This window comes from Mitsuokella apri, assembly GCF_047974105.1.
GTDB lineage: Bacteria > Bacillota > Negativicutes > Selenomonadales > Selenomonadaceae > Mitsuokella.
The window spans coordinates 65,353-91,468 of record NZ_JBHYRS010000007.1 but is presented as its reverse complement, the minus strand read 5'-3'; the positions used below and the strand labels follow the sequence as shown (position 1 = coordinate 91,468).

At 53.0% G+C, this 26,116-nt stretch carries 22 protein-coding genes and 3 tRNA genes; 10 read left to right on the top strand and 15 right to left on the bottom strand.

Annotated elements, in window-relative coordinates; genetic code table 11:
• Positions 1 to 85 precede the first annotated feature (85 nt).
• The 10 genes from hemC to ACE419_RS09635 form a co-directional block, all read right to left on the bottom strand.
• Positions 86 to 1,039 (bottom strand): hydroxymethylbilane synthase, encoded by a 954-nt coding sequence (gene hemC / locus ACE419_RS09680; protein ID WP_435721857.1) that lies wholly within the window; start codon positions 1,037 to 1,039, stop codon positions 86 to 88.
• Positions 999 to 2,318, bottom strand: coding sequence for a glutamyl-tRNA reductase (gene hemA, locus ACE419_RS09675; RefSeq protein ID WP_435721856.1), 1,320 nt, complete (start codon positions 2,316 to 2,318; stop codon positions 999 to 1,001). Before hemA ends, hemC begins: the two co-directional genes overlap by 41 nt.
• Positions 2,287 to 2,934, bottom strand: a complete 648-nt coding sequence (locus tag ACE419_RS09670; protein WP_432646374.1) for a precorrin-2 dehydrogenase/sirohydrochlorin ferrochelatase family protein — start codon at positions 2,932 to 2,934, stop codon at positions 2,287 to 2,289. Before ACE419_RS09670 ends, hemA begins: the two co-directional genes overlap by 32 nt.
• Positions 2,935 to 3,102: 168 nt before the next feature.
• Positions 3,103 to 4,422, bottom strand: coding sequence for a secretin GspD/PilQ domain-containing protein (locus tag ACE419_RS09665; RefSeq protein WP_435721874.1), 1,320 nt, complete (start codon positions 4,420 to 4,422; stop codon positions 3,103 to 3,105).
• A 135-nt stretch (positions 4,423 to 4,557) separates the two neighbouring features.
• Positions 4,558 to 5,217 (bottom strand): hypothetical protein, encoded by a 660-nt coding sequence (locus tag ACE419_RS09660; protein ID WP_435721855.1) that lies wholly within the window; start codon positions 5,215 to 5,217, stop codon positions 4,558 to 4,560.
• 133 nt (positions 5,218 to 5,350) lie between these two features.
• On the bottom strand, positions 5,351 to 6,814 hold the full coding sequence (locus ACE419_RS09655; RefSeq protein ID WP_435721854.1) for a phosphoglucose isomerase-related protein: 1,464 nt from the start codon (positions 6,812 to 6,814) through the stop codon (positions 5,351 to 5,353).
• A gap of 145 nt (positions 6,815 to 6,959) precedes the next feature.
• Positions 6,960 to 8,315 carry a phosphohexomutase domain-containing protein gene (locus ACE419_RS09650; protein ID WP_435721853.1) on the bottom strand — a complete coding sequence of 452 codons (1,356 nt, stop codon included), beginning with the start codon at positions 8,313 to 8,315 and terminating at the stop codon, positions 6,960 to 6,962.
• Between the two features lie 33 nt (positions 8,316 to 8,348).
• Complete coding sequence (locus ACE419_RS09645; RefSeq protein WP_435721852.1) at positions 8,349 to 10,031, bottom strand: phospho-sugar mutase; 1,683 nt, start codon at positions 10,029 to 10,031, stop codon at positions 8,349 to 8,351.
• Positions 10,032 to 10,159: 128 nt separating this feature from the next.
• Entirely contained in the window at positions 10,160 to 11,503 is a 1,344-nt protein-coding gene (locus tag ACE419_RS09640) for an MATE family efflux transporter (protein WP_435721851.1), read from the bottom strand.
• Positions 11,500 to 12,258 (bottom strand): YdcF family protein, encoded by a 759-nt coding sequence (locus tag ACE419_RS09635; protein ID WP_432646368.1) that lies wholly within the window; start codon positions 12,256 to 12,258, stop codon positions 11,500 to 11,502. Before ACE419_RS09635 ends, ACE419_RS09640 begins: the two co-directional genes overlap by 4 nt.
• Positions 12,259 to 12,415: 157 nt before the next feature.
• On the opposite strand from ACE419_RS09635, the gene ACE419_RS09630 reads away from it, so the two are divergent.
• Entirely contained in the window at positions 12,416 to 12,751 is a 336-nt protein-coding gene (locus ACE419_RS09630) for a cupin domain-containing protein (protein ID WP_432646367.1), read from the top strand.
• A gap of 84 nt (positions 12,752 to 12,835) precedes the next feature.
• Here the strand turns inward: ACE419_RS09630 and sstT are convergent, their stop codons facing one another.
• Both sstT and rfbD read right to left on the bottom strand, forming a co-directional pair.
• Complete coding sequence (gene sstT, locus ACE419_RS09625) at positions 12,836 to 14,089, bottom strand: serine/threonine transporter SstT (RefSeq protein WP_432646366.1); 1,254 nt, start codon at positions 14,087 to 14,089, stop codon at positions 12,836 to 12,838.
• A gap of 184 nt (positions 14,090 to 14,273) precedes the next feature.
• Positions 14,274 to 15,161: a dTDP-4-dehydrorhamnose reductase gene (gene rfbD / locus ACE419_RS09620; protein ID WP_432646382.1), complete on the bottom strand. Its 888-nt coding sequence runs from the start codon at positions 15,159 to 15,161 to the stop codon at positions 14,274 to 14,276.
• Positions 15,162 to 15,394: 233 nt separating this feature from the next.
• On the opposite strand from rfbD, the gene ACE419_RS09615 reads away from it, so the two are divergent.
• The 3 genes from ACE419_RS09615 (at position 15,395) to ACE419_RS09605 (ending at position 19,238) form a co-directional block, all read left to right on the top strand.
• Positions 15,395 to 16,465 carry an AbrB family transcriptional regulator gene (locus tag ACE419_RS09615; protein ID WP_435721850.1) on the top strand — a complete coding sequence of 357 codons (1,071 nt, stop codon included), beginning with the start codon at positions 15,395 to 15,397 and terminating at the stop codon, positions 16,463 to 16,465.
• Between the two features lie 123 nt (positions 16,466 to 16,588).
• Positions 16,589 to 17,848: an SLC13 family permease gene (locus ACE419_RS09610; RefSeq protein WP_432646364.1), complete on the top strand. Its 1,260-nt coding sequence runs from the start codon at positions 16,589 to 16,591 to the stop codon at positions 17,846 to 17,848.
• 73 nt (positions 17,849 to 17,921) lie between these two features.
• Positions 17,922 to 19,238 carry a serine hydroxymethyltransferase gene (locus tag ACE419_RS09605; protein ID WP_432646363.1) on the top strand — a complete coding sequence of 439 codons (1,317 nt, stop codon included), beginning with the start codon at positions 17,922 to 17,924 and terminating at the stop codon, positions 19,236 to 19,238.
• Positions 19,239 to 19,323: 85 nt separating this feature from the next.
• Here ACE419_RS09605 and ACE419_RS09600 read toward each other — a convergent pair whose 3' ends face one another.
• From ACE419_RS09600 to ACE419_RS09590, 3 genes are all read right to left on the bottom strand, one after another.
• Positions 19,324 to 20,790 carry a sensor histidine kinase gene (locus ACE419_RS09600; RefSeq protein ID WP_503128872.1) on the bottom strand — a complete coding sequence of 489 codons (1,467 nt, stop codon included), beginning with the start codon at positions 20,788 to 20,790 and terminating at the stop codon, positions 19,324 to 19,326.
• Positions 20,774 to 21,466 (bottom strand): response regulator transcription factor, encoded by a 693-nt coding sequence (locus ACE419_RS09595; protein WP_432646361.1) that lies wholly within the window; start codon positions 21,464 to 21,466, stop codon positions 20,774 to 20,776. Before ACE419_RS09595 ends, ACE419_RS09600 begins: the two co-directional genes overlap by 17 nt.
• Positions 21,467 to 21,624: 158 nt before the next feature.
• A complete protein-coding gene (locus ACE419_RS09590) occupies positions 21,625 to 22,515 on the bottom strand; it encodes a LysR family transcriptional regulator (protein WP_432646360.1) in 891 nt (296 codons plus the stop codon).
• A 258-nt stretch (positions 22,516 to 22,773) separates the two neighbouring features.
• On the opposite strand from ACE419_RS09590, the gene dhaL reads away from it, so the two are divergent.
• The 6 genes from dhaL (at position 22,774) to ACE419_RS09560 (ending at position 26,092) form a co-directional block, all read left to right on the top strand.
• Positions 22,774 to 23,397, top strand: a complete 624-nt coding sequence (gene dhaL / locus ACE419_RS09585) for a dihydroxyacetone kinase subunit DhaL (protein ID WP_435721849.1) — start codon at positions 22,774 to 22,776, stop codon at positions 23,395 to 23,397.
• 101 nt (positions 23,398 to 23,498) lie between these two features.
• Entirely contained in the window at positions 23,499 to 24,989 is a 1,491-nt protein-coding gene (gltX, locus tag ACE419_RS09580; protein ID WP_432646358.1) for a glutamate--tRNA ligase, read from the top strand.
• A 24-nt stretch (positions 24,990 to 25,013) separates the two neighbouring features.
• Positions 25,014 to 25,088, top strand: a tRNA-Glu gene (locus tag ACE419_RS09575).
• Between the two features lies 1 nt (position 25,089).
• Positions 25,090 to 25,164, top strand: a tRNA-Glu gene (locus ACE419_RS09570).
• A 2-nt stretch (positions 25,165 to 25,166) separates the two neighbouring features.
• A tRNA-Glu gene (locus ACE419_RS09565) sits at positions 25,167 to 25,241 on the top strand.
• Between the two features lie 92 nt (positions 25,242 to 25,333).
• On the top strand, positions 25,334 to 26,092 hold the full coding sequence (locus tag ACE419_RS09560; protein ID WP_435721848.1) for a sulfite exporter TauE/SafE family protein: 759 nt from the start codon (positions 25,334 to 25,336) through the stop codon (positions 26,090 to 26,092).
• Positions 26,093 to 26,116: the final 24 nt, after the last annotated feature.

Here is a 26,116-nt window from a genome sequence, read left to right as displayed (position 1 = left end):
TCTCCTTTATGATACACACGGCCAGACGGGAGTTCCCGTCCTGCCGTTCTTCTTACATTTCCTATAAAATCCTCAAGAACAGCTCTCAGCGGTCCAGCAGCAGGCCGATTTCATGCAGAATCGCCAGGCCGCCCATATTAAGCAGCTGATCGGCAAGCTCCGTCCCCATTTTTTCGGCCTCTGCCGCACTGCCCTCTATGGCATCGCGGTAAAGACGCTGACCGTCAAGCGATGCAATGACAGCTTCGACACGCAGGTCACTCTTTCCTTCTGTCTCTTCTGTCGGCACCGCGTAAACGCCGACCGGCACCTGACAGCCGCCTTCGACGCGCGCAAGAAAAGCACGCTCAGCCTTTGCACAGGCCCCGGTTTCCTCATCATTGAGAAAATCGATAAGGCCGCGGATTTCGTCATCATCCTGACGCGTCTCGATGGCAAGTGCCCCCTGCCCGACAGCCGGCAGAACCATGGATTTGGGCAGCACCTCCGTGATGCGGTCCGCAAAGCCCAGTCTTTTAAGGCCTGCCACGGCGAGAATGATGGCATCGAAATGCTCCTCTTCGAGTTTCTTAAGGCGTGTATTGACATTGCCGCGCAAATCGCAGATGTGAAGGTCCGGCCTGGCGTGCAGCAGCTGTGCCTTGCGCCGCAGGCTCGAGGTGCCGACTTTTGCGCCTTTTGGCAGATTTGCAAACGTCTTATACTTCGGGCTTACGACGGCGTCGCCTGCGTCAAAACGCTTGGTGATGGCCGAAATCACAAGGCCTTTGGGCACCTCAGTCGGCATGTCCTTCAGGCTGTGCACAGCAAGGTCGATGCCGCCCTCGAGCATATCCTGTTCGAGTTCCTTCGTGAAAAGCCCCTTGCCGCCAATTTTCGCCAGCGGCGCATCGAGGATTTTATCACCCTTTGTGGTCATGAGCTTCTTTTCCACTTTGAGCTCCGGATATTTTTTCTGCAGGCATCCTGCGACGTAGTCGGCCTGCCATAAGGCCAATTTACTGCTGCGCGTTCCGATAACGATTGTGCCGTTCTTCACTCGTTGCCGCCTCCCCTATCGTGTCGAGCTTGAATAAAGCCCGCATTGCTTCAATATAAAATGCTTCCTGCGGCGTGCCGGCCGAGGCATTGAGCTTCATCATCGGCATGCGCAGAATCTTGCGCACGATCATGCGCGTCATATGCTCAATCTGGCGCCGTTCTGCCTTCGTAAGGTCCGGCAATTTCGAAGAGGCACGCCGAATCTCACGCTGACGGATGCGTTCACAGCGCTCGGAAAGCAGGGCCATGAGCGGGCGAAACGAAAGATACTGGAATTTATCCTCGATGGACTTGACTTCCTCTTCGACAATCTTATGGGCGAGTTTCGCTTCCTGCTGACGTTCTTCTTTATGCTCATCGACCACTTCTTCGAGGGCATCGATGTTGTAGAGCGTCACGCCCTTGATTTGGCTGACATCCGGGTCAACATCGCGCGGCACGGCAATATCGATGAAAAAGAGCTGCCTGCCCTTGCGCTTCGTCATGAGCTGACGCGTTTCCCAAGGCTTGACGACGTAATGCGGCGCACCGGTCGAAGTCACGATGACATCGACATCCACGGCCCGCTTCAGGGCTCCTTCAAAAGGCACGGCCTCGCCGCCGAATTCTGCCGCGAGCTGCTCGGCTTTCTCGATATGGCGGTTCGCCACGTAAATCTCGCGCACACCATGCGAAACGAGGTGCTGAGCCGTGAGTTCCGCCATCTTGCCCGCGCCGAAAATCAAAGCGTTTGACTGTTCCAGTGTGCCGAGCTTTTCCTTTGCGAGCTCCACGGCCGCATAGCTGACCGAAACCGAACTGAAGGCAATGCGCGTTTCCGTGCGCACGCGCTTGCCCGTGGCAATGGCGCGATGAAAAAGCGTATTGAGCACGGTGCTCGTCGAACCCGCCTCGCGCGCAATCGCATAAGCCTCCTTGACCTGCGAAAGAATCTGACCTTCGCCGAGTACAAGCGAATCGAGGCTCGCGGCCACGTTGAAAAGATGCCGGATGCATTCTTCATCAACGAATGAATAAAGATATTCGTCAATATCATCATCATTGCCGGTCAAATCGAATAAGAACTGCTTGAGCGTGGCGAGGTCTTCCTTGGCATCGTCAACAACCGCGTACATCTCGCTGCGGTTGCAGGTCGAAAGGACCACGGCTTCCGAAAGGCCTTCATATTCATTGAGATTCTCAAGGCCATCGCGTATGGACGGCTTCGGGATGGAAAAGTTCTCACGCACCTCCACGGGTGCCGTTTTATGATTGAGACCTAAAACCAATAACTGCATGTCGAATCAATACCTCCGCCCGGTCCAGCTGGCCGGCCCTGACTAAATTAATCACTTCTCTTGAAAGCGCCAAGCGCCAGAACGTCTGACGCGCATCGCTCGTCGGCAGCTTTTCCTTCATTTCATTCCGTATCTCAGATAGACGCTCCACCCAGATGCCGAACGCCGGCGGGAAAGCCTGTTCGAGCTGACCGCGCAGGCAGCGCGAAAAAGCAGGACTCAAGCCGCCGGTGCCGATGGTCAGCAGGAATTTCCCGCGCCGAATGCTCGCCGGCACGAAAAAATCCGAAAGCTCCGGCTCATCGGCGACATTGACGAGAGCATCCGCTTCTCTCGCCTCAGCAGCAGCCAAGCGGTTAACCTCGTGATTATCTGCCGTACAGAATACCAAAAAGGGCCTGACCCGCCGCAAAAAACCATCTTCATACGGTCTCGCCAGCCAGAAAAAGCATCCCGTCGAAGCTTCCTGATAAAGCGCATTCGTAAGCGATGGTGCCATGATGGTCAGATGAGCCCCCGCCTGCAGCAGGACCTGTGCCTTGCGCTCCGCCACACGTCCGCCGCCTATGATCACGCAGACGCGTCCGGCAATTTCCATATTGATTGGATACTGCACGCTCATCCCTCACTTCAATCTGAATCATCATCAATTACGAATCTCGTTCATTTATTTCAACTACTTTCTTATTATAACTTATGCATCCGCAAAAGAAAAGAAGTCAGGAGCAAAAGTCGTTTTGACTTTTGCTCCTGACTTCCCTGTCTGTCCTTCCTCTGACGGATTTTAGACTTTTTCGTGCTCCGGAATGACATGTGCCGTGAGGAAAATCATGATTTCAGACTCTGAATGACTCCTGCGCACGCTGCGGAAGAACGAACCGAGGATTGGCAGATCTCCCAGAAATGGGATTTTCGAAAGCGTCCTCGATTCATCGCTGCCAATTAAACCGCCGATGACCATGGTCTCACCATCGCGCAGACTGACTGTCGTATCGGCACTGCGATTCTGAAAACGATAGGCTTTGATATCTTCGACATAAAGAGGCGAGCTGACTTCCGTATGAACAGAAGCCGTGATGCGCCCATCATCGTGAATGCGCGGCGTGCAGCGCAGGATGATGCCGGCCTGACGGTATGTATAAGTCGTTGTAGTCGTGCTGTCTGTCACGGACTGCGTCGGCACCGGCACTTCGCCGCCGATGTTGATGACGGCCTCGCGGCCCTGCACCGTCGTAATGTTCGGGCGCGCGAGCATCTTGGCCTTGCCCTGCGTCACAAGGGCCTGTATCGTTGCCCCGTAATAAAACTCAAACGGAATGCCCTCAGGGCCGCGCCCGAACTGGATGATGCCCGGAATGGTCCCGTCCTGCGTATGGCGCTTGATTTCCTTTTCCTGCACTTCATTGCTGCTGCCCTTATGACGGTACGTCGTTTCATAATCCGGATACTGTGGCAGGGAAGACCAATTCCATTCCACGCCGAGTTTTTTCGAAGCATCTTTCGAAAGCGCCACAACCTTGGCCTCAAGCGATACCTGCTGCGGCTGGCAGTCAAGCTTTTTTACGACCTGTTCGACATTTGCTGCCTCAGCTGCCGTACCATAGAACAAGAGCGAATTGGTCGCACTGTCCACCAGGACGCGCTGTCCTTCGGCCTGACCTTTTCCTGCAGGAGACTCTTTTCCCTTTTTGTCTGCAGAGTCACGGCTCTCAGACGCTGTCCCATGATGCTGCAGGGACAATTCTGCAGCCCGTGCCAGATCCGCAGGGTCAGCATAGCGGACCGGATACACATGGACCCTGCGAAGACTTTCTGCCTGTGCAGCCGTTGTCACCAGATAGGTCGACCCCTCTTTGACCACGACCAGCCCCTTGGCAGCTGTTACCATCTGCAGGAGCTTCTGCGGCTCTTCTGTGACATTAAGCGTTACGGTTCCTGTCACGCTGTCATCCAGAACGATATTTTCATGGCCAGCTCTGGCCAATGTCAGCAGAACAGAGCGAACATCGCCCTCTACCACCCGCATCGCAATGGGCGCAGCCTCAGCCCGGACCGGAAAAACCGGCATCAGGAATATTCCCGTTAAAAATCCCGCGAATATCATTTTCTTCCATTTGACTGTCGTCATCTCACAGCCTCCTCATTTAAAAAATTTTTCTCTGCCTTCTTTCCTGCTTTTCTGCTTTATTTTCATTTTCCATCCATTAGGTCTGATCCATATGCCTGATACGCCTGTCCTTCATTCCAGCGAAGTCAGATCCAGCCATTTCTCTCCTGCCGGTCCCTGCAGATGGACACTTTGTGAGCCGATTTCCAGCACTTCCCAGCCTGCAAAATGCTCTCCTACTGTCAAAGACGCACTCTGGCGTCCATCTGTCAAAATGACCAGTGGCATACCGCCCTGCACAATCCCGCTCAGCCTCAATGCAGCCGTTTTTTCCTGTGCTGCAGACTCCGGCTGCATCTCGGCAGCCTTCTGACCAGTCTGACTCTCATTACGATAGGGACTTCCTGCTCCAATAGGACCTGCCGATATTTTTTTCTGCATCCCCGCCGGCTCCTTCAAATCCCGACTTGCCGCTGCAGCTGCTTCCCCGCGCTTTTCATGAGCAGGCGAGAATGGATTGTGCAGCTCTGCTAAAGAAGTCTGGCTTTCCATGCCCCGTATCTTTTGGTAGCGTGCATTTTCCTTTTGCTGTGCTTTCCGGCCAGCATCCAGACTGCCTGATTTTTCTTTTGAGACTTGTTCCAATCCTGCAGCAGACTGCCCCGAAACAGCCGACTCCGACACAGTCAGCCCCGTATCCTCATCAGACTGCCAAAAGTACACTGACAGAAGCAGACAGCCGGCCAAAAAACAGCCAGCCTGTTTTTTTCTCTTTATTGTCCATTGTTCCAATACAGCCTCCCTCCTTATAATGTTTCATTATTCTGACTAAAGCAATTATGAAGAAAGGCTCTGCCAAATGACAGAGCCTTTCTGTGCCGTTGACTTTCCCTGTGGATTGGCACAGATGAGCCTCGGGATATTTTTATTTTGCTGCTTTAGCAGCTTTGAGAGCCTGAAGTTTCGGGCCCATGATGCGCTTGTAGGATTCAACGCCCGGCTGGTTGAAGGCATCGACATCTGCGAGTTCGCCTTCATAAGCAACGCTCATAGCGAGCATATAGAGGAGTTCGCCAAGATGGTAAGCGTTGAGTTCCGGCAGCGTGAAGCAGGCATTGTAACGCTTGTTCGAAGACAGAGCATCCGCATTCGACTGGCGAGCAACCTCAAGGGCCTCGCTCATCGTAACGCCCGAGATATCGGCAAGCTTTTTAGCCTCCGGGAATACATTCGGGATGACGAGATCATTTTTCCAGTTCTCGACTTTGACGAACTGGACAACCTTATTGAGCTTGCCTTCCTGATGCTGCTGCGTCTGGGAATGCATATCCGTCGTGCCGACAGCAACAACCGGCGTACGGCCGTAGCAAACTTCCTTGCCTTCCTTGTTGAACTGTTTGCCGAGGGATTCCGCGAGCAGCTGGATGTACCACTCCGAAACGGATTTGAGGTAATCGCCATACGGCATCATGACTTCGATATCACGGCCGTGTTTCTCCGAAGCGGCGAATTTCAGAGCTGCGTTTAGCATAGCCGGATTCTGCCAGATATCATCGTTCTGGCAGGCCTTATCCATGTCTTTTGCACCATTGAGGAAAGACTGGATATCGAAGCCAATGCAGGCAGCCAGCGTCAGGCCGACTTCCGTGAATACCGTGAAACGGCCGCCGACGCCGTCCGGAACAGCATACTGCGGCCAGCCCTTCTCGATGGCCAGCTTCTTGAGGAGCGTCTGTTTCTCCATGTTCGGGTCCGTGACAGCGACGACTTCCACGTCAATGCCTGGGAACTTCTGCAGAGCATCATAAACGACCATGAAGCCCGACATCGTATCGAGCGTGCCGCCGGATTTCGAGATGACGAGCAGCAGGACCTTCAGATTGCGTTTCTCATGATACTGAAGAATCTTCGACTCATTCTCGAGATGATGGATGAGGTCGCCCGTGCTGCGCGGATCGATATTGTTGCCGCTGAAATAAACTTTCGGGAAGCCATGGCGCTCCTCTTTTGGCAGTTCATTCCAATAAGCACCGCACTGTACATCAAAGAGAACCTTGTTGCCAAGGTAAGAACCGCCGATGCCCATCGAAACGACAACATCAACATTGCCTTTGACATGGTCTTGAAGCTCCTGCAGACGCTTCAAAGAGCTCGGGCTGTTGATATGGCCTTCTTCTACATACGGCGTCTGAGAAAAGAGAACTTTCTCCGGTTCGCCGTCTTTGGAAAGATGCGCACGGATGAAGCCCGTTTCACGCATGACTTTCATGGCCTCATGCGCTTTTTTGAGGTCTTCCTCGTAAGACTTGAGGTCTGCTTCCGTGACTTTACCTTCACCATAAAGATTGTCATAGTCGAACGTAAAACCGGATTTCAGTTTCAAACTCATGTTTTAACACTCCTCTGCTTATTCTGACTGCTTTTCTTTTTCCCATTTTCATTGCATGATGTCACGGGAAAAGGATACATGCAGCAGGTCTATGGTTCCATACGTACTTATTATATCATGTATCCCTTTTCCTGTGAATATTCCCTTATGTGCGAATGAGCTGCAAAAGCTCATCCGTCTTTTCCTGACAAAGCTTCTTATCACCGCGCGTTTCTACATTGAGGCGCAGGACGGGTTCCGTATTGGATTTCCGGAGATTAAAGCGCCACTTGTCAAAGGCAATGGACAGTCCGTCGATCTTCGTGACCTCGCCTTTACCTGCATAGGCCGCTTCAACCTTGGCCATGACGTCATCCGCATCTTCCACCCTGCTGTTGATTTCCCCTGATATCGGATAACGCTCCCGACACGCTTTGACAAAATCCGACAGGCTGCTGCCCTCGGTCTTCGACAGGAGTTCCATGACGAGAAGCCAGGGAATCATGCCGCTGTCGCAGTATGAAAAGTCGCGGAAATAATGATGTGAGCTCATTTCACCGCCATAAACGGCACCGCAGTCACGCATCTTATCCTTAATAAAGGCATGGCCGCTGCGTGAAATGACCGGCACACCGCCAAATTTGCGGCAGACTTCTTCCGTATTCCAGATGAGACGCGGATCGTAGACGATTTTCTCTCCCGACTGCTTTTTGAGAAAAGCCTCTGCGAGCAGTCCCACGAGATAATACCCATCGATGCAGTTCCCGTCTTTATCAAACAGAAAACAGCGGTCAAAGTCACCGTCCCAGGCCACGCCGAGGTCAGCCTCTTCTTCCCGCACAATTTTTGCGGTCGCTTCGCGGTTTTCAGGCAGCAGCGGGTTCGGTACACCGTTCGGGAAATCGCCATCGGGGATATTATGAATCTTGACGATGTCAAACGGCAGCTTCTTTTCTATGGCATTGATGACAGGACCGGCAGAACCGTTGCCCGTATTCGCCACGACCTTAAAGGGCTTTAGAGCGGAAAGGTCAACATAAGAAAGAAGATAGTCGATATAATCGTCCATGACATCCATCTTTTCGACGTGTCCGGCTTTTTCGTCAGCTGTGGCAAAATTTCCTGCCATGACGGCCGCGGCGAGCTCTTTGAGCCCCGTATCTTCCGAAATCGGCTGTGCCCCGCGGCGTACCAGCTGAAAACCGTTGTATTTCTTCGTGTTGTGGCTGCCTGTAACCATGATGCCGCCATCCAGTTCATGATGCAGCACAGCAAAATAAATCATCTCTGTGCCGCAGAGCTCTAAATCCATGACGTCACAGCCGGCTTCCGTCAGCCCCTTTACAAGCGCTTCCTGAAGAGCCGGGCTCGACAGGCGGATATCGCGGCCGACCGCGATTTTCCTAGCGTCAAACAGAGCCGGAAAAGCACGGCCGATGCGATAGGCCAGTTCTTCATTGATTACTTCCGGATAAAGGCCGCGGATGTCAAAAGCACCAAAGCCCTTTGCCGATAAATTCATCCAATACACCTCTGACTTTTATCAGGCAGCAGCTCAGGCCAAAAGCGGCTTGACGGCTTCTGCCAGTTTATCTTTCTCTGCTTTTGCTTCCGCAAGATCCTTGCCCAGCGTCGTGAAGTACGTCTTGATCTTCGGTTCCGTACCGGATGGACGAACGACGACCGTAGAACCGTCATCGAGTTTATAGATGAGGACATTGGCCTTCGGCAGCCCCGTCTTCTCAGGCTCCGCATAGTCAATCGTCGCCACGACCTTCTTGCCGGCAAATTCCGTCGGCGGATTTTTGCGCAGGTTCACCATGATGCCTTTCATCTTGTCCATACCCGAAAGGCCCGGGAACGAGAAGGCATCGACCTTATTGTAATAACGGCCATACTGCTGATAAATTTCTTCAAGGCGCTGCTTGATGGAAGACCCGATGGAGCGGTAATAAGCGGCCATCTCGCAGATCAGCATGGACGAAACGACAGCATCCTTATCGCGGACATACGGGCCGGCGAGGTAGCCGTAGCTTTCCTCAAAACCAAAGATGAAGCGGTCCGTCTCGCCTGCTGCTTCGAGCTGGGCAATCTGATCGCCAATCCACTTGAAGCCCGTCAATACGTGGCGAAGTTCTACGCCGTAATGCTCTGCGACCTTATCGGCCAGCGGCGTCGAAACGATGGACATGACAGCGACCGGATTCTTCGGCATCGTGCCCTTCTCAATGCGGCCCTGGCAGATGTAGTCGAGCAGCAGTACGCCCATCTCGTTGCCCGAGACGAGCTCGTACGTGCCATCGGCACATTTCATTGCAATGCCCACGCGGTCTGCATCCGGGTCCGTCGCGAGCATGAGGTCAGCCTGTTCTTTCTTGGCAAGCTCAAGGCCTTTGGCGAGAGCATCGAAGATTTCCGGATTCGGATAACTGCAGGTCGTGAAGTAGCCGTTCGGATATTCCTGCTCCGGCACAATCGTGATATCCGTGATGCCGATATCCTTGAGGACACGCGTAACCGGCACAAGGCCCGTGCCGTTCAGAGGCGAATAAACGAGCTTAAGGCCTGCCGTCTTGGCGAGGCCCGGACGGACCTGACGTGCTTCGATGGCCTGGTAGAAGGCATCTTTGCAGTCCTCGCCGACAAACTGAATCAGGCCTTTTTCGACGCCTTCGGCAAAGCTGATATGCTTAGCCCCCGTCAGGACATCGGTCTTCTGGATGGAATCGTAAACCACGGCAGCAGCGTCATCCGTCATCTGGCAGCCATCGGGACCATAGGCCTTGTAGCCGTTGTACTGAGCCGGATTATGCGAAGCCGTGATCATGATGCCGGCATTGCATTTATAGTAGCGCGTCGCAAAGCTCAGGGCCGGCACCGGCATGAGTTCCTCATAAAGGCGTACATGAATGCCATTGGCCGCCAGAACGCCGGCGGCTTCACGAGCAAAATTCCAGCCCTTGAGACGGCTGTCATAGCTTATGGCCACGGTCTGCGTGCCGCCCTGCGTTTTAACCCAGTCGGCTACGCCCTGCGTCGCCTGACGAACGACCCAGATATTCATGCGGTTCGTGCCGGCGCCCAGCACACCGCGCAGGCCAGCCGTGCCAAACTCCAGAGCTACAGCAAAGCGGTCCTTGATGGCCTCATCATCACCTGCAATATCATTGAGTTCCTTATTGAGGTCAAAATCAATGAGGTCTGCAGCGGCCCAGCGTTTGTACTCGTCTTGATACATAGATATCCATCCCTTCCTGAATCCATTGTCAGCAATCGTATTTTGACTTTTGTCGGTCAGCAACAGCTGTCCACTATTGTTATAGTTCTTTTTCGACAGAAAACGCCTTTATCCTGCCATCAGTCCGTTCAATTGAGATGATATTTTTTCTGGAAGCTTCTGTGCGTCCAATAGAACGCGATGGTCAGCGGCACACAGGAGCCAATCCAGGCCATGGGATTTGCAAGGCAGGCCCCGAGATAGCCGAGCCAGCTGCAGAGGAAAAGGGCAGCCGCCGTACGCATGAGCAGTTCCATGATGCCGGCAATCGTCGGCACGATGCTTTGTCCGAGCCCCTGCAGCGTATAGCGGAAAATGAATAGGAACGAAAGAATCCAATAGCACGAGCCATTGACAATCAGATACTCATGACCAAAGTCAATGACCTCTGGGGCACCATCCCCGACAAAGAGATGCATGATGGATGGGCCAAAGAAAATCAGCCCCGCGCCGGCCAGCACGGCAAAGGTCACGGACATATAGCAGCATTTGCGCACGCCTTCGCCGATGCGCTCAAATTTCCGTGCACCGTAGTTCTGAGCCGTGTACGCCGACATAGCGATGCCAAACGACATCATCGGCATCATGGCAATGGATTCAATTTTCTGCGCAGCCGCATAAGCCGCCACGGCCAGAGGTCCAAGGTCATTCAGAGCGACCTGCAGGATGACCGCGCCGATGGCGATGATGCTCGACTGAAAGCCCATGGGCAGGGCAATGCGCAGATGCTCCCAATAAAATTTGAGATTGGGCCGCCAGTCGCTTTTATGCGTGTGCAGGGCCGGCACTTTCTTCATGATGAAGAGCAGGCACAAGAGATTGCCGCAGACCTGCGAAGCCAAGGTGGCGAGGGCTGCGCCCGGAATCCCCCAGCCAAAGCAAAGGATGGCAATTGGCTCAAAGATGATATTGAGCGTCAGGCCGCAGGCCAGAAGAATCGTCGGGGTCTTGCTGTCGCCAAGCGCGCGGATGAGATTCGTCTGCGTCTGATAGAAGACGAACAGGCCGATGCCGGCGTAAACAATGCTGATAAAGGAATAAGCACCATCGAGAATTTCAACAGGCGTCTGCATCCAGATGAGCAGCTGGCGGCATAAAAGGACACCGACTGCCGTCAATATAATAGAAGCAAACAGGGAAAGCACGGCACAGGCAGCCGCACTCTGACGTACCCCCTCTTCATCACGCGCGCCAAAGCGCTGCCCCGTATAAATAGAGAGCCCCGTCGAAAAGCCGATGACAAAGCCGAGCATCAAAAACATCAAAGAGCCTGTACAGCCAACAGCAGCCAACGCGTTGACCCCTAAAAAGCGGCCGACAATCAGCGTATCGACAAAGGCATAGAGCTGCTGAAAAATATTGCCGGCAATCAGCGGCATCGTAAAGAAAAAAATCAATTTGGCCGGCGAGCCTTCGGTAAGATTCTTCGTCATTCCAGATACCTCGTCACAAACGTGCGCAGCGTTTCCTGCAGGACCGTCACGTTGTCAAGCAGGGCCTCCGTCTGCGGCCGCAGCTTCGTATAGTGAAAAACAGGATGATGCGCCACCATATAATCCGTAGGAAACGGCTCCACATCTATGCCCTGCTTCGCAAAATTCAGCACCGAACGCTTCATATGGAAGGCACTCGTCACAAGGATTGGCCGGGAAAGTCCGTTTTCCCTCAAAATTTCCGCTGAATATTTGGCATTCTGGCTCGTATTGATGCTCTTGGTCTCCGTCAGAATTTTATCTTCCGGCACGCCAAGGCTCATGAGCACGCGCTTGGCAATCTTTGCTTCCGCGCCTGTATCTTCATAAACCTGCCCGCCGGAAAGCAAGATGGGCACATCGAGCTTGCGCTGCAGTCGCACGGCCGTCAGCAGGCGGCTGGCAGGACTCGAACAGAGCGTCCCCGTGCCGTCAACATCGGGCGTATCATTATACGCACCGCCGCCCAGCATGATGATGACATCGCCGGAGGAATTCTCCGGCGGGGCATAGACAGATTCGAGACTGCCCATCGTCTTTTCAGCCACAAAGCCCGTGCAGAGCAGATAAAAGACGAAAGTCAGTCCAAATAGTATGGCTGCAGCCTTTTTTTCGCCGCGTTTTTTCCAGAGCCAGACGGCTAAAGCAAAAAACAGCAGGATGAAGATACCGGGCGGCAGAATCCAGCTCGCTCCGAACTTCAAGAGATAAACCATTTCATATCCTCCAAATATCATCCAAAAAAATAAAGCGCAAATTCCATCTGCATAGAGGAATCCCCGCATTTATCTAGAAACTATAAATTGTATATCCATTGTATCAGACTTGCCGCCCTGCGGCAAGGCATTCACTCGTTAAAAAGGAGAGTTTATCATGGCATTCATTGAACCAGCACCCATGCAGGCAAATAAAGGCATCGGCACGATCACGCTCGTCAAGCTCCTGACGCCGGCAGAGCTCGACGGCAAATGCGACATGTACGCAAAAGTCATCGTCCCGCCCCTCTGCGGCATTGATGTGCACAAGCACGAAGGCAACACCGAGACGTATCACATTCTCTCGGGCGAGGCCCTCTACAACGACAACGGCACCGAGTCCGTAATCGGCGCCGGCACGACCACGTTCTGCCCGGACGGAGAAAAACATGGCATCCGCAATATCTCAAAAACCGAAGACCTCGTCTTCATGGCCCTGATCATCCGCAAGTAACGGATGCTTCCTGTCATCTGCAAAATAAAAATGCTGTCCGAAACCGGGCAGCATTTTTTATGCTCTTATCTTGGTTTGTTTCAATCAGTTGTTATGTGGGACAAGGTCTTCATCGCGCAGTTTGCCTTCCTTGGCACGCTGGGCAAATTCCGCCGTTGCCGTAAACAGGACATCCGTCGAGCTGTTGAGGGCCGTCTCACAGGCATCCTGAATGACACCGATGATGAAGCCGACACCGACGACCTGCATGGCGATATCATTGCCGATGCCGAAGGATGCGCAGGCAACCGGAATCAACAACAGCGAACCGCCGGCAACACCCGACGCGCCGCAGGCGCCGATGGTCGAAACAATGCAGAGGAGCAGGGCCGTCGGCAGGTCAATGCTGATGCCGAGCGTATGCGCTGCGGCGAGCGAAAGCACGGCAATCGTAATGGCTGCACCGCTCATGTTGATGGTCGCACCAAGCGGAATGGAAATCGAGTACGTATCCTCATCAAGGCCGAGGCGCTTGCAGAGGGAAAGATTAACCGGGATATTTGCTGCCGAACTGCGCGTAAAGAATGCATAGAGGCCGCTTTCCTTGAGCGTCGTCCAGACGAGCGGATACGGATTGCGATGAATATGAAGGTACACGATAAGCGGATTCATAATCAAAGCGACCGAGAAGAACGCGGCAAGCAGCACACCGAGGACCTGGATGTAGCCAAGCAGTGCACCGAGACCGCTCGTGCCGATGGCATTGGCAACGAGGCCCATGATACCGAACGGAGCAAAGCGGATAATCCACTGCACGATTTTCGTAACAGTCTTGGCAAAATCGTTCAGCATGGTCTTTGTCGTATCGTTGGCAGCGTGCAGCGCAATGCCCGCCAGGCAGGCCCATGCGAGGATGCCGATGTAATTTGCATTTGCCAGGGCATGAATCGGGTTATCGACAACTGACAGAATGAGGTTGTGCAGAACTTCGATGATGCCGGACGGCGGTGCCAGCTGCGCGTCAGGAGCGACCTGCAGGTGCAGGACCGTCGGAAATGCAAAAGAATATGCCACGGCGACGAGCGATGCACAGAACGTAGCCACGATGTAGAGCCGCACAATCGGTTTCATCGAGGCACTGGCATCCGAATTCTTCTGTGCCAGTGCATTCATGACGAGTACAAAGACGAGAATCGGAGCCACGCCCTTGAGGGCACGGACAAAGAGATCGCCGAGAACTGCCACAGCCGGTACGGCCTGCGGTGCAGCCAGGGCAATGATGATACCGAGCACCAGACCGACCGCAATGAGCTTGATGAGAGCGGTCTCCTGATACTTCTTGCCAATCTTATGTAACATATGAATCCTCCTTGAACGCCAAGCGTTTCTCTCAAAAATACATATGTTAGTATATACTAAACAGTGTAAGGATGCAAGACTTTTTACGTTTTTTGTGTATTATACGCGTACTCTGTATCCAGCCCATGGAAAAAGCGTGCACATATCATAAATATGTGCACGCTTGGAATACAGTTCTTGTAAATCAGACTTGTGCCATTTCTTCTTCCCGCGCTTCCTGCTCCTTCAGGCTCTCCAATTCGATGAAGTACCGCCCTATGGCATCCTGCCAGCGCGGCAAAAGAGAAAATCCTGCTTTCGTCAGACTAGCCTTGCTGAGTCTTGAATTATGCGGACGCACAGCGCGCGTCGGATAAGCAGAAGAAGGCACCGGCACCACCTTGACATCCATGCCTGCCTGACGGAAAATCTCGGCTGCAAATTCCGCCCACGAACAGAAGCCTTCATTCGTCGCCTGATAAATGCCGTAGCGCTCTGTCTGAATCATATCTGCCAGCAGCACCGCAAGGTCACGCGTGTAAGTCGGCGAGCCGACCTGGTCATCGACGACCGTGAGTTCCTTATGCGTTCTGCCAAGTCTCAGCATCGTGCGAACAAAATTTCCCCCGTTGATGCCAAATACCCATGAGATCCGCACGATGAAGAAACGCCTGAGTATCTGCTGTACGGCTTCTTCCCCCTCCAGTTTCGATTTGCCATAGACGTTTTTCGGCCCCTTTGGATCATCAATCTCATAAGGCTCTGTTCCATCTCCGGGAAAGACATAGTCCGTGCTGATGTAAACCATTTTCGCATGAAAGTCACGGCAAAGGCGTGCCAGGGCCGCTGTTCCCTGAGCATTTACAGCCATGCAGCGCGCCTCGTCATCCTCTGCACGGTCTACAGCCGTATAAGCTGCACAATGAATGACCACGCTGGGCTTATATGCTTCCATATAACGGCGCATTGCCTCCGCATCCGTCAGGGGAAAGTCCCTGCTTGATACCCCCTGTACTTCTATATCTCTGTCCTTCAGTTCCAGGACACAATCGTGGCCAAGCTGCCCCGTAACACCCGTAACCAGTACCCTCATGCTCATAAACTCCCTTCTCTTTCTCTCACTCCGCATCGATGTGTTTCACATATTCGCATTTTAAATCTTTTTATCTATTCTTCCATAAAGTACAAACTTCCTGCTTCTATTCTAGAAAAGTATAGAATGAAAGATTTTCCCTGTTTCTTATTTGCGTATCTATGTTATACTGAGTGAGTCGCACAGAGCTTTACTTTCTTTTTGTATCATTAATATTGGATATTGGAGATTTTATGGAATACTTAAAAACCCTGATTCTTTCCATCATCGGCGGCATCGTCATGAGCTTTCTCGATGCACCGCTGCCCTGGACACTGGGTCCGATTGTCTTCGTCGCCCTGGGGTCCCTCATCCGCAAACGGCCTTTCTGCTGGTCCCTGCGCATCCGCAATACAGCGCTCATCCTGCTCGGCTATGCCATGGGGCGTCCTTTTACCATCGAGACGGGCCGTGCCATCCTCTCGCAGTTCCCATTGATGATTTCGGCCACCCTCATCACGGTATCAGCCGGCGTGTTCACGGCCTGGCTGATGTTCCGCCATACAAAGATCAATTTCACGAGCTGCCTTTTAGGCTGCGTGCCGGGCGGCCTTTCCCAGATGGTTATCCTCGCCGATGAAATACGCGATGCCGACCTCACCGCTGTCACCATCATGCAGACGCTGCGCATGCTCTCCGTTGTTTTCGTCATCCCTTTCCTGACCATCCATGTGCTGCCGCCTGCTTCTCATACAGGAACAGCGCAGGCTGTGCATCAGGCAGGTTCCCTGACAGAAATCCTGATGTTTGCCGCTGTCGCTATTCTCGGCGCCATCATCGCCAAAAAAATTCATCTGCCGACCGCGCCAATGCTCGGTCCTATCCTCAGCACGGCAGCTTTTGTCGTCCTCACGGATTCTTCCGCGCCAGCTGTTCCGGTTCATTACATCAATGCCGCACAGATTCTCGTTGGTGCTTATATCGGTTCCAGCGTCGACCTCACACGCCTGCATCAATATCACGGCATGGGCAAGCTCCTCTTAGGCGGCGTGCTGCTCGTGCTCTGCATCAGCATGGTCCTTGGCTATACGATTTCAAATCTAACGGGCATCGACCTCGCCACGGCTTTTCTCTCAACCGCGCCCGGCGGATTGACTGAAATGGGCATCACCGCGCTCGTTGTCGGTGCTGACAGCTCAACGATGGTTGCATATCAGCTCACGCGGCTGCTTTTCATCATGCTGGTCTTCCCTTACATCGCCCGCGGCATCGTCTATCTTTATCGAAAAAAACAGTTCCCTGCTGCCACGGAAACAAAAAAATAAAATACGCTTCACGCTTCTTCCCATAAAATTTTTAAACCAACAAGGAAAAAATACAAAAAGCGCCGAATAAATAAAGCAAATAAGATTGTTTATTTGTTTTATTTTTTTAAGGGGGCCTGATGTATGGATCCAGCAGTACTGACCCTGATTGTCCTCGGGGTTGCCGCTTTCTTCTTCGTAACCGAGCTCATTCCCTTGGCCGTTACCGCCATGGGAGCGTCTATCGCGCTCGGTCTGCTCGGCGTCCTGACGCCAAAGCAGGTATTTTCCGGTCTTTCGAATTCCACGGTCGTCCTGTTCGCGGGCATGTTCGTCATCGGTGCGGCCATGTTCCAGACAGGCCTTGCCCAACGCATCGGCATCACTGTCGTCCATGCTGCCGGCACAGGCGAAAAACGATTGATGGCCGCCATCATGATTGTCACGATCGCCCTGTCATCCGTCTCCTCGAATACGGCTACGGTCGCCTGCCTTATGCCCGTCGTCATCCAGATCTGCGCGGTTGCACGCCTTGCCGTTTCGCCGCAGCTCATGGCCCTTGCTGTAGCTGCCAACGTCGGCGGTACCATCACGATGATCGGCACGCCGCCAAACATCCTCATGAGTGCAACGCTTTCCGCCAGCGGCCTGCAGCCTTTCGGATTCTTCGAATTCGCCTGGATCGGCATTCCGCTGTCCCTGGCCGGCCTCATTTACATGCTGACAATCGGACGCCGCCTCTGCCCGCATGGCCATATCGACAGTGCCCTGAGCGATCTCACTTCGGACCTGCCAAAAGATACGCGCAAAATGGCCATCTGCGCAGCCATCCTGATTCTCGTGGTCGTCGCCATGGCCCTCTCCAAGACCATCAACGTCCCGATGCAGGTATCTGCCATCATCGGTGCACTGGCCTGCGTCATTACGGGCTGCCTCAGTGAAAAACAGGCCTACGGCGGCATTGACTGGACGACAATTTTCCTGTTTGCAGGCATGCTGCCGCTGGCAGAGGCCATGGATAAGACTGGTGCCGGCGCCATGATTGCAGCCTTCGTTGTCAACATCATCGGCTCCAATGCATCCCCGATGATCATCGTCGTAGCACTGTTCCTGCTTTCCTGCGGTCTCACGCAGTTCATGTCGAACACGGCAGCAGCGGCCCTGCTGGCGCCAATTGGCATCTCGATTGCCCAGTCCATCGGCGTTTCGCCGTTCCCAGTACTCATGGCCATCGGCATCGCCGCTTCCTGCGCATTCACGACGCCAGTTGCTACGCCGCCGAATACGCTCGTCCTGAGCCCGGGCAAATTCCATTTCATGGATTATGTCAAAGTCGGTCTGCCGCTCGTCTTCATTTCTTTGATTGTATGTGCGGTCATCATCCCGCTCGTATGGCCGTTCTAAGGACAGCTGCCAATAGATACAGACGATGATTTTGTGATATTTTTACGAATCTTTTAGAATACGAGGTAATCATATGGATAGAGAAGAATTATTGGGCACACTGAAAAAACTCGATGAAGAAGTTTTTGCGGAGTTCCAGGATGAAATCGAAGAACAGCGTTTTACCCTGTCGCTCATCCCGACCATCAATGCCGAGTCCCCACTCGCTGCTTATCTTGAGGGCAGCATCCTTGCCAACGTCAGCACGGACTATCACGGCATCAGCCGCACGGGCCGTTTCGAGCACATCGCAGCTGAACGCGCAAAAAGGCGTTTTGGTGCAGAGCACGCCATCGTCCGTCTCAGCAGCATCCGCTCGGCTTCCCGTGTTGTCTTTCTGGCCTTACTGAAACCCGGCGACCCCGTTCTTTCCTTCAATGGACGCAAGCAGGAGCTTTGCCGCGGTCTCTCTTACAAATTTTCCTCTTTCGGTGCCGACTGGGAGCACCGCGATATCGACTGGGAGGAGCTCAGGGAACAGATTGAACGCCATCATCCAAAAATCGTGATTTTCTCGCCAACGAGTTTCCCCTTCAACATCGATACGAAACGCCTGGCAAAAACAGCACATGATGCAGGCGCCCTGCTCTGGGTCGATATTGGGCAGAATGTCGGACTTGTCGCCGCAGGGCTGCTCCCCTCTCCGGTTGCCGATGCCGACATCGTGACGTTCCCGACGAACGACTCTCTGCAGGGGCCTGAGGGCGCCATCATCCTCTGCAAAAAAGAATTTGCCGAAACGCTTGACCGCGCTGTTGTCAACACAGGCCACGCTGCCCTGCATAAAAACCGCCTGGCCGCACTTGCTGTCGCCCTGCTCGAGGCCGGCAGCGAAAATTTCCGGCTGTACGGAAAACAGGTCATTGACAACGCCAAGACCCTCAGCATCGTCTTACAGGATGCCGGTGTCACCGTCTGGGGCGGAGATACAGACTGCCATCTCGTCGTCGCTTCCCTGCCAGATGGCACGGACCCGCAGCAGATTGAACAGCATATGCACCGTGCGGGTTTCCATGTCAAGTCAGCACGCCTGTCCTCAAAGGATAATGCCCCTGCCCATCCTGTCCTGCGCCTTTCGAGTCTCAATCCGACGACGCGCTCACTGAAAGAAAAGGAAATGGTCATGGTCGGACAGCTTTTGGCCCAGGCCATGCACACAACCGATGCAGCAGAACTTGAGGTCATCCGCAAAAAAATCAGCTCCATGCTCATTGATAAGCCGATTTACTCCGAAGAATGGCTGGCTGAAATTGCAGACCCGGACACTTTCTTTAACGGTGCAGATGAACTCAGCATCCGCCATATCGCTTCCAGCGAGAAAAAGAATCTGTTCGGCCGTTTGTTCCACTGATTAACCTGCAAAATCACAAAATATAGTCATAACAAAAAAGCCCGCCGCGAAAATATCGCGGCGGACTTTTTGCCGTATTGATGTATCAATTGTTCTCTTTTTTCTGCTCAGCGGCCAGCGGAATGGTCAGAATAAATTTCGTCCCCTCGCCGAGCTGGCTTTCCACCTCGATTTTGATATCGTGCTGCTCTGCAATCCAGCTGGCAATAGAAAGCCCCAGGCCCGTGCCGCCGACGCTGCCCGCTGCCTTGGTGCGGGAACTGTCTGCGCGGTAGAACCGCTCAAAAATCTTTTTCTGGTCATCTTCCGCAATGCCGATGCCGTCATCGGCAAAGACCAGTTTCATCGCCTTTTCCCCTGGCATACGTCTGGAAGATATTGTGATATGACCGCCTTCCGGCGTATACTTGACAGCATTTTCAAGGAAAATGCGCATCATCTGACGCATCGTCACGGGGTCTGCATAAATCGTGCCCGCTTCATTGGCAGTCAGTGTTACAGTATGGTTTTTGGTGACCAGTTTCATCTTGCGCACGGCATCGTCGACAATCTCCGCCAGATTCACATAATCCTTATGCAGGATTTGGCGCTTTTGGTCTGCGCGTGCAAGGAACAGCAGCTTCTCAATGAGGTCCTGCATGTCTTCGGCCTCCGAGCGAATTGCCGTGATGCCTTCATCGAGGACTTTCGTGTCCTTACGGCCCCAGCGTGACAAGAGATCCGAATACCCCAAAATGACTGTCACCGGCGTCCGCAGTTCATGGGAAGCATCGGAAACGAAGCGCTGCTGCTGCTTAAAGCCGCGTTCCAGCCGGTCAAGCATGTGGTTGAAAGTCAACGCAAGTTCTGCCAGTTCATTCTTGGCCGGCAGCACTTCGATGCGTCTGTCCATGCGTTCGACCTCAATCTTGCGCGCGGTCTGTGTCAAATCGCGGATTGGCTGCAGGATACGCCTGCTGAGAAAATAGCCCGCTGCCAGCGCGATGATGAAACCTGCAATCGTAATGATGAAGAGCAGAATCTGCAGATCTTCCAAAAATACATTCTCTGCCGTAATGGTCCTAAAAAAATGAAGCTGGTAAAACTGACCGTGATCCACTACATCCATTTTGGCATGGTAAAAGACAAATCGGTCCAGCTTCACAACATCCATATCTTTATTGGCCCAAAAAGGCGGATTCTTGACACGATTCGCATCCAGAACATCAAGCGATGGATAATGCGAGTCCGTTTCGTAGACAATGCGTCCCGTAATGTCCGTCACACGCAGCACAATTCCCGGCGGAACAAGATCCTTCTCATTCAAGTAAGCCTGCAGACTGCTGGATTCTTCGATTCCCTCCTGCATGCGCTCCATGGCGATCTTGATTTCGGTTTCCGCCTCATGATAAAAGGTGTAATAGGTGCCGAGCCCCATGATGACACTCGTGAGCACCAGTACCAAAAGCAGGATAGCTGCGTAAAGGCAGGTGATTTTTGTAGAAATCTTCATGCGCCACAGAGGACTTTCAAGATACAGTCTGCGCAAAGCGGCCTTACTCTTTGACAGCATAGCCTACGCCCCGCACCGTATAGATGTATTTTTCATGGAAATGGTCGTCAAGTTTGGCGCGCAGATAGCGGATATAGACATCGACGACATTCGTGTCGCCGCTGTAATCATAGCCCCAGACCTTTTCAAGAATCTGGTCGCGCGTCAGCACCGTGCGCTTATTGCGCATCATGTACTCGAGCAGAGAATATTCTTTTTTTGTCAGATGGACCGGCTCGCCATCGACCTCAACTTCATAACGCTTCGGATACATGACGAGATTCTTGACCTGCAGGCGTTCTTCGAGGGGCACACCATCCTGATCCGGTATATGCTTGCGCAGGGCATTGCGGATGCGCGCCATGAGTTCCTCGATGGCAAACGGTTTCGTCATATAATCATCGGCACCGATATCAAGGCCCGCAACTTTATCTTCCACATCATCTTTGGCCGTCAGCATGATGATGGGCAGCGAGGAAACCTCACGCACGCGCTTGCAGATGGTCAGGCCATCCATACCCGGCAGCATGACATCGAGAAGCACCAAGTCAAAATTTCCCTGCATGATGCGCTCATACGCGCGCGTGCCGTTCTCTTCCGTCTCCGTCTCAAAGCCTTCATGTTCAAGCTCAATCTGCAGGAAACGCGCAATGCGGCGTTCATCCTCTACAATAAAGATACGAACTGGTTTATCCATGTCTGTCCCTCCATTATGCATGTATGCACGAACAAAAGATAAGAAAAAAAGAGATATATTTTTTAATATATCTCTACTATATCGCAGTTGCAGGAAAAAAGGAAGGCCTTTCTTCTGATTTAATTCGAATTTAATTGCTTTCAAACAACGATCTTATATTAACGGTCCTGCTCCCCGAGGAACATCTCACGGAACAATTTGATGAGATGCTTGCTCGAAGAAGACAGCGTACGGTTCTTGAGCCAGGCAATGACCGTATGTGTGCTCATCTCCGGCTCCACAAGTTTCTTATAATAAAGGTTGCCGTCCGTCAGCAGTGTCCTTGAAGAAACCGGCAGAATAGCTGCCCCCATGTCCATCTTAGCAAGCAGAAGGTCCTGTACAATACTGTCCGAAACACAGACAATATGAGGCTCAAAACCGAGTTTGCGGCAGTTGGCCACAAACATGCTCTGCCAGCGCAGGGGTATAATGATGGGCACATCGCGCAGTTCTTCCATGCGGATTTCCTGCCGCGAACCGCCGAGGATTTTTTCCTTATTCATGACAACGACGAGCGGTTCATTCGGCAGGACGATGGACTCATAGACTTTGGAGTCGACCTGTGTGCGCGTGATGCCGATCTCAATGACGCGGTTGTCGAGAAGCTCGAGAATGCGCGCCCCCTCTGCTTCCCAGATCTGATACGTCACCTGCGGATAACGGCGATGAAATTCCGAGATGAGTTCCGGCAGCAAAAGAGCCCCGGAGGTCGTGATGGTGCCGAGCTGAATGGAACCAGCCACGCCAGAGCCGATTTCGGTAATTTCGCGCACGGTACCATCGACCATGCCGAGAATGTGTTCCACGCGGGAATACAGCACGCGTCCTGCATCCGTCAGACGGATGCGGCGGCTGCCGCGCTCAAAGAGCTGCACGCCGAGCGATGTCTCCAGTCTCTTCATCTGCCTGGAAAGTGCCGGCTGGGCGATGTCGAGCCTCTGCGCCGCGTGACTGATATTGCCTTCTTCCACAATGGCATAAAATGCCCGCATATCCTTGATTTCCATAATACTCTCTCTTTCCGGACCAAGCCGTCGTCTATAGCAAATATTCATACGTCCTATATCTCTTTATGCTATTATACTTTTTCCTTCAAAAATAGGCAAATCTTTTTCCATAAAATTATAGATTGGAAGAGTTATTCTTCTCCTATATTTCTGTCAATTCACACTTGTGATTTTTAGAGCTCATGCTATAATATAATTTGTATTATCGGGATAATTGCGATTGATGACATCGTTATGTTATAAAAAGGAGTTTTTCATATGACAAGAATCAAAGACGCACTCGACGCAGTGGCTGCCGCGATCATTGCCCAGAAAGATTATTTGACAGACCTTGACCGGCAGATTGCGGATGGCGACCACGGCATCAATATGGCCCGCGGCTTCCGCGCTGCCGTCGATGCGGTAGAAGAAATGGACGATACGACAAAACCAGGACCTGTCCTCTACACCATCGGCAAAGCGTTCATTCACAATGTAGGCGGAGCCGCCGGTCCTCTCTACGGCACGGGTTTTGTCAAAGCTTCCGAAGTCTGCGATGACGAGACCAAGCTCAATATCGCTTCTTTTGAAAAGCTGCTCGGTGCCGCTATTGAAGGCATTGAAAAACGCGGCCATGCCCAAAAAGGCGATAAGACCATGCTCGATGCCCTGATTCCGATTCACGACTGCTTCCTGCCTGAGAATGCCGAAGGCAAAACGCTGTTTGAAGTCCTGCAGGAAGCTTCACACGCCGCAAAGGAAGGCGTTGATTTCACGAAGACGGTCGCTGCCCGCCGCGGACGCGCCAGTCTCGTCGGAGAACGCAGCATCGGCCATGAGGACCCCGGCGCCGTGAGCTCGATGCTCATGTACCGCGCTCTCTATAATTTCCTCAAGAAATAAAAACAGCAGATACACAAAAAGGCAAGGCGGCCTGAGCCCCTTGTCTTTTCTTGTCTCCAAACAGTTTCTGTAGTATACTTTTAAAAGATATTTCGAAGACAATGCTTCTATATATAAGAGGAGGAATTCCATTGACACAGCAGATTGTTCGCACGCGTTTCGCGCCGAGCCCGACAGGTTACATGCATATCGGCAACCTGCGCACCGCCCTTTACGGCTATCTTTATGCAAAATCCCAGAAAGGCCAGTTCATCCTGCGCATTGAGGATACCGACCGCACGCGCTACGTCGCCGATGCCGTCGACTTCATCAACCGCACGCTTGAGATGGCCCATATCATCCCGGACGAAAGCCCGGCGCTTGGCGGCCCTTATGCCCCATACGTCCAGAGCGAACGCCTTGACCTCTACAAGAAATACGCAGAAGAACTCGTCAAGACGGGCCATGCCTACTACTGCTTCTGCGATCCGGAAGAAGACCATTCGGCCGGCAAATTCGGCGGCTATGACCGCACCTGCCGCAATCTTTCCCCGGAAGTCATTGAAGAACACCTCAAAAACGGCGATCCGTACGTCATCCGTCAGAAGATGCCGCTGACGGGCGAAACGACCTTCTTCGATGTGCTGCACGGCAACATCACCATCAAGAACGAAGAACTCGAGGACCAGGTCCTTTTGAAGCGCGACGGCATGCCGACTTATAACTTTGCCAACGTCATCGATGACCACCTCATGCATATCACGCACATCATGCGCGGTGCCGAATTCATCACGTCTACGCCGAAATACATCCTGCTCTATGAATCCTTTGGCTGGGAAGTTCCGACGTTTATCCACCTCGCTCCGGTCATGGGCAAGAACGCCGACGGTTCCACGTCGAAACTCTCGAAGCGCCATGGTGCCACGAGCTTCGACGACCTTGTCAAGGCAGGTTATCTGCCCGATGCCATTGTCAACTACGTTGCCCTGCTCGGCTGGAATCCGAAAACGACGAATCAGGAAATCTTCTCGATGGATGAACTCATTGAACACTTCAGCCTCGAGGGCCTTTCCAAATCGCCGGCCGTCTTCGACTACGACAAGCTCGGCTGGATCAACGGCGAATACCTCAAGGCCATGAGCGACGAAGACTTTGCCAAGATGGCGCGCCCGTTCGCAGGCGAGCTGCCGGATTACCTCGAAAAGAACTGGGGCCGTCTCTCATCACTCCTCAAAACCCGCATCCAGCGCCTTGGCGACCTGCCGCAGGAAATCGCCTTCCTCATCGAGCAACCGGCTTTTGACGCGGAGCTCTATGTCAACAAGCGCAACAAAGTCACGCCGGAAAAAGCCGCTGAACTCCTGCCGGGCATGATGGCCCTGCTCGAGGCCGTTCCAGAAGAAAATTGGAACAACGATGCTCTTTACGAAAAACTCAATGCGTATATTGAAGAACAGGGCATCAAAAAAGGCCTTGCCATGTGGGTTCTGCGCATTGCTGCTGCCGGTCAGAAAGTCACGCCGGGCGGTGCTACGGAGATTCTCTCGCTGCTTGGCAAAAAAATTTCTATGGAGCGCCTCAAAAAAAGTCTTGCCAAACTGCAGGAGTTGTAATATAATTATTTAAGTCAGTTACGTGGCACCTTCGTCAAGCGGTTAAGACACCGGCCTCTCACGCCGGGTTCATGGGTTCGAATCCCATAGGTGTCACCACGGCGCCTTCGTCAAGCGGTTAAGACACCGGCCTCTCACGCCGGGTTCATGGGTTCGAATCCCATAGGCGTCACCATCGGCACCTTCGTCAAGCGGTTAAGACACCGGCCTCTCACGCCGGGTTCATGGGTTCGAATCCCATAGGTGTCACCATTTGAAATTACAGCCAGGACGCGCAAGCTCCTGGCTTTTTATTTTTCTCTTTCTTCTTATACGACTTATAAAAGTTAGAAAGGACGATTCCCATGCTCTTTGCCTCTATGCTTGCCCTCGGCGCCCTGATTGGCTTCGTCGGTGCAGGCGGTGCCGGCGTTACCATCACCCTTTTGACCGTCGGCTTTCATGTACCGATTCACACCGCCCTTGCCGTGGCTTTGGCTTCCATGGTCTTTACCATGCTCTCCGGCACCATCAGTCATTTCCGCCAGCACGAAGTCATCATCAAGACGGGTGCCGTACTCGGCCTTGGCGGCATTGTCGGTGCCATCTTCGGCGCGAATTTCTCCAATATGATGCCTTCTAATTTATTGAGCTCCATCACGGGCTTTGTGCTCTTTTCGAGCGCCGTCACGCTTTACATCAAGCTCTATCAAGCCAAGTGGCTTGACCGCCACCTTCACGTCCGCCATGAACTCCTGACCGGCCGCAAACTATGGACACACGGCATTGCCATCGGCGTTTTCATGGGCTTTATCTCCGGTGCCTTCGGCATCGGTGCCGCTGCCTATATTCAGCTCGCCCTCATGGTCGTCTTTGGCGTACCGCTTTTGCAGACCATCGGTACCTGCATGATGGTCATCCTGCCGATCTCGGCAGCCGGCGGCCTCAGCTATCTCTTCAACGGCCGTCTCGATTTTCCGATCTTCATCCAGACACTTGCAGGGCTCATGGTCGGCGCCTGGTTCGGCGCCAAAGGCACGCATCTCGCCCCCCTGCCCCTCCTGAAAGTTGCCATTGTCGGCATGCCGGCAGTCGGCGGCATCATCATGATTTTATTCCACTGATGCCTTCAGGGCAATAAAAAACAG

Coding starts and splice junctions, on each gene's coding strand:
- hemA (WP_435721856.1), bottom strand. CDS start 2,318: ATGCAGTTATTGGTTTTAGGTCTCAATCATAAAACGGCACCCGTGGAG.
- ACE419_RS09665 (WP_435721874.1), bottom strand. CDS start 4,422: ATGATATTCGCGGGATTTTTAACGGGAATATTCCTGATGCCGGTTTTT.
- ACE419_RS09655 (WP_435721854.1), bottom strand. CDS start 6,814: ATGAGTTTGAAACTGAAATCCGGTTTTACGTTCGACTATGACAATCTT.
- ACE419_RS09650 (WP_435721853.1), bottom strand. CDS start 8,315: ATGAATTTATCGGCAAAGGGCTTTGGTGCTTTTGACATCCGCGGCCTT.
- ACE419_RS09645 (WP_435721852.1), bottom strand. CDS start 10,031: ATGTATCAAGACGAGTACAAACGCTGGGCCGCTGCAGACCTCATTGAT.
- ACE419_RS09640 (WP_435721851.1), bottom strand. CDS start 11,503: ATGACGAAGAATCTTACCGAAGGCTCGCCGGCCAAATTGATTTTTTTC.
- ACE419_RS09635 (WP_432646368.1), bottom strand. CDS start 12,258: ATGGTTTATCTCTTGAAGTTCGGAGCGAGCTGGATTCTGCCGCCCGGT.
- ACE419_RS09630 (WP_432646367.1), top strand. CDS start 12,416: ATGGCATTCATTGAACCAGCACCCATGCAGGCAAATAAAGGCATCGGC.
- sstT (WP_432646366.1), bottom strand. CDS start 14,089: ATGTTACATAAGATTGGCAAGAAGTATCAGGAGACCGCTCTCATCAAG.
- rfbD (WP_432646382.1), bottom strand. CDS start 15,161: ATGAGGGTACTGGTTACGGGTGTTACGGGGCAGCTTGGCCACGATTGT.
- ACE419_RS09615 (WP_435721850.1), top strand. CDS start 15,395: ATGGAATACTTAAAAACCCTGATTCTTTCCATCATCGGCGGCATCGTC.
- ACE419_RS09610 (WP_432646364.1), top strand. CDS start 16,589: ATGGATCCAGCAGTACTGACCCTGATTGTCCTCGGGGTTGCCGCTTTC.
- ACE419_RS09605 (WP_432646363.1), top strand. CDS start 17,922: ATGGATAGAGAAGAATTATTGGGCACACTGAAAAAACTCGATGAAGAA.
- ACE419_RS09600 (WP_503128872.1), bottom strand. CDS start 20,790: ATGCTGTCAAAGAGTAAGGCCGCTTTGCGCAGACTGTATCTTGAAAGT.
- ACE419_RS09595 (WP_432646361.1), bottom strand. CDS start 21,466: ATGGATAAACCAGTTCGTATCTTTATTGTAGAGGATGAACGCCGCATT.
- ACE419_RS09590 (WP_432646360.1), bottom strand. CDS start 22,515: ATGGAAATCAAGGATATGCGGGCATTTTATGCCATTGTGGAAGAAGGC.
- dhaL (WP_435721849.1), top strand. CDS start 22,774: ATGACAAGAATCAAAGACGCACTCGACGCAGTGGCTGCCGCGATCATT.
- gltX (WP_432646358.1), top strand. CDS start 23,499: ATGCTTCTATATATAAGAGGAGGAATTCCATTGACACAGCAGATTGTT.
- ACE419_RS09560 (WP_435721848.1), top strand. CDS start 25,334: ATGCTCTTTGCCTCTATGCTTGCCCTCGGCGCCCTGATTGGCTTCGTC.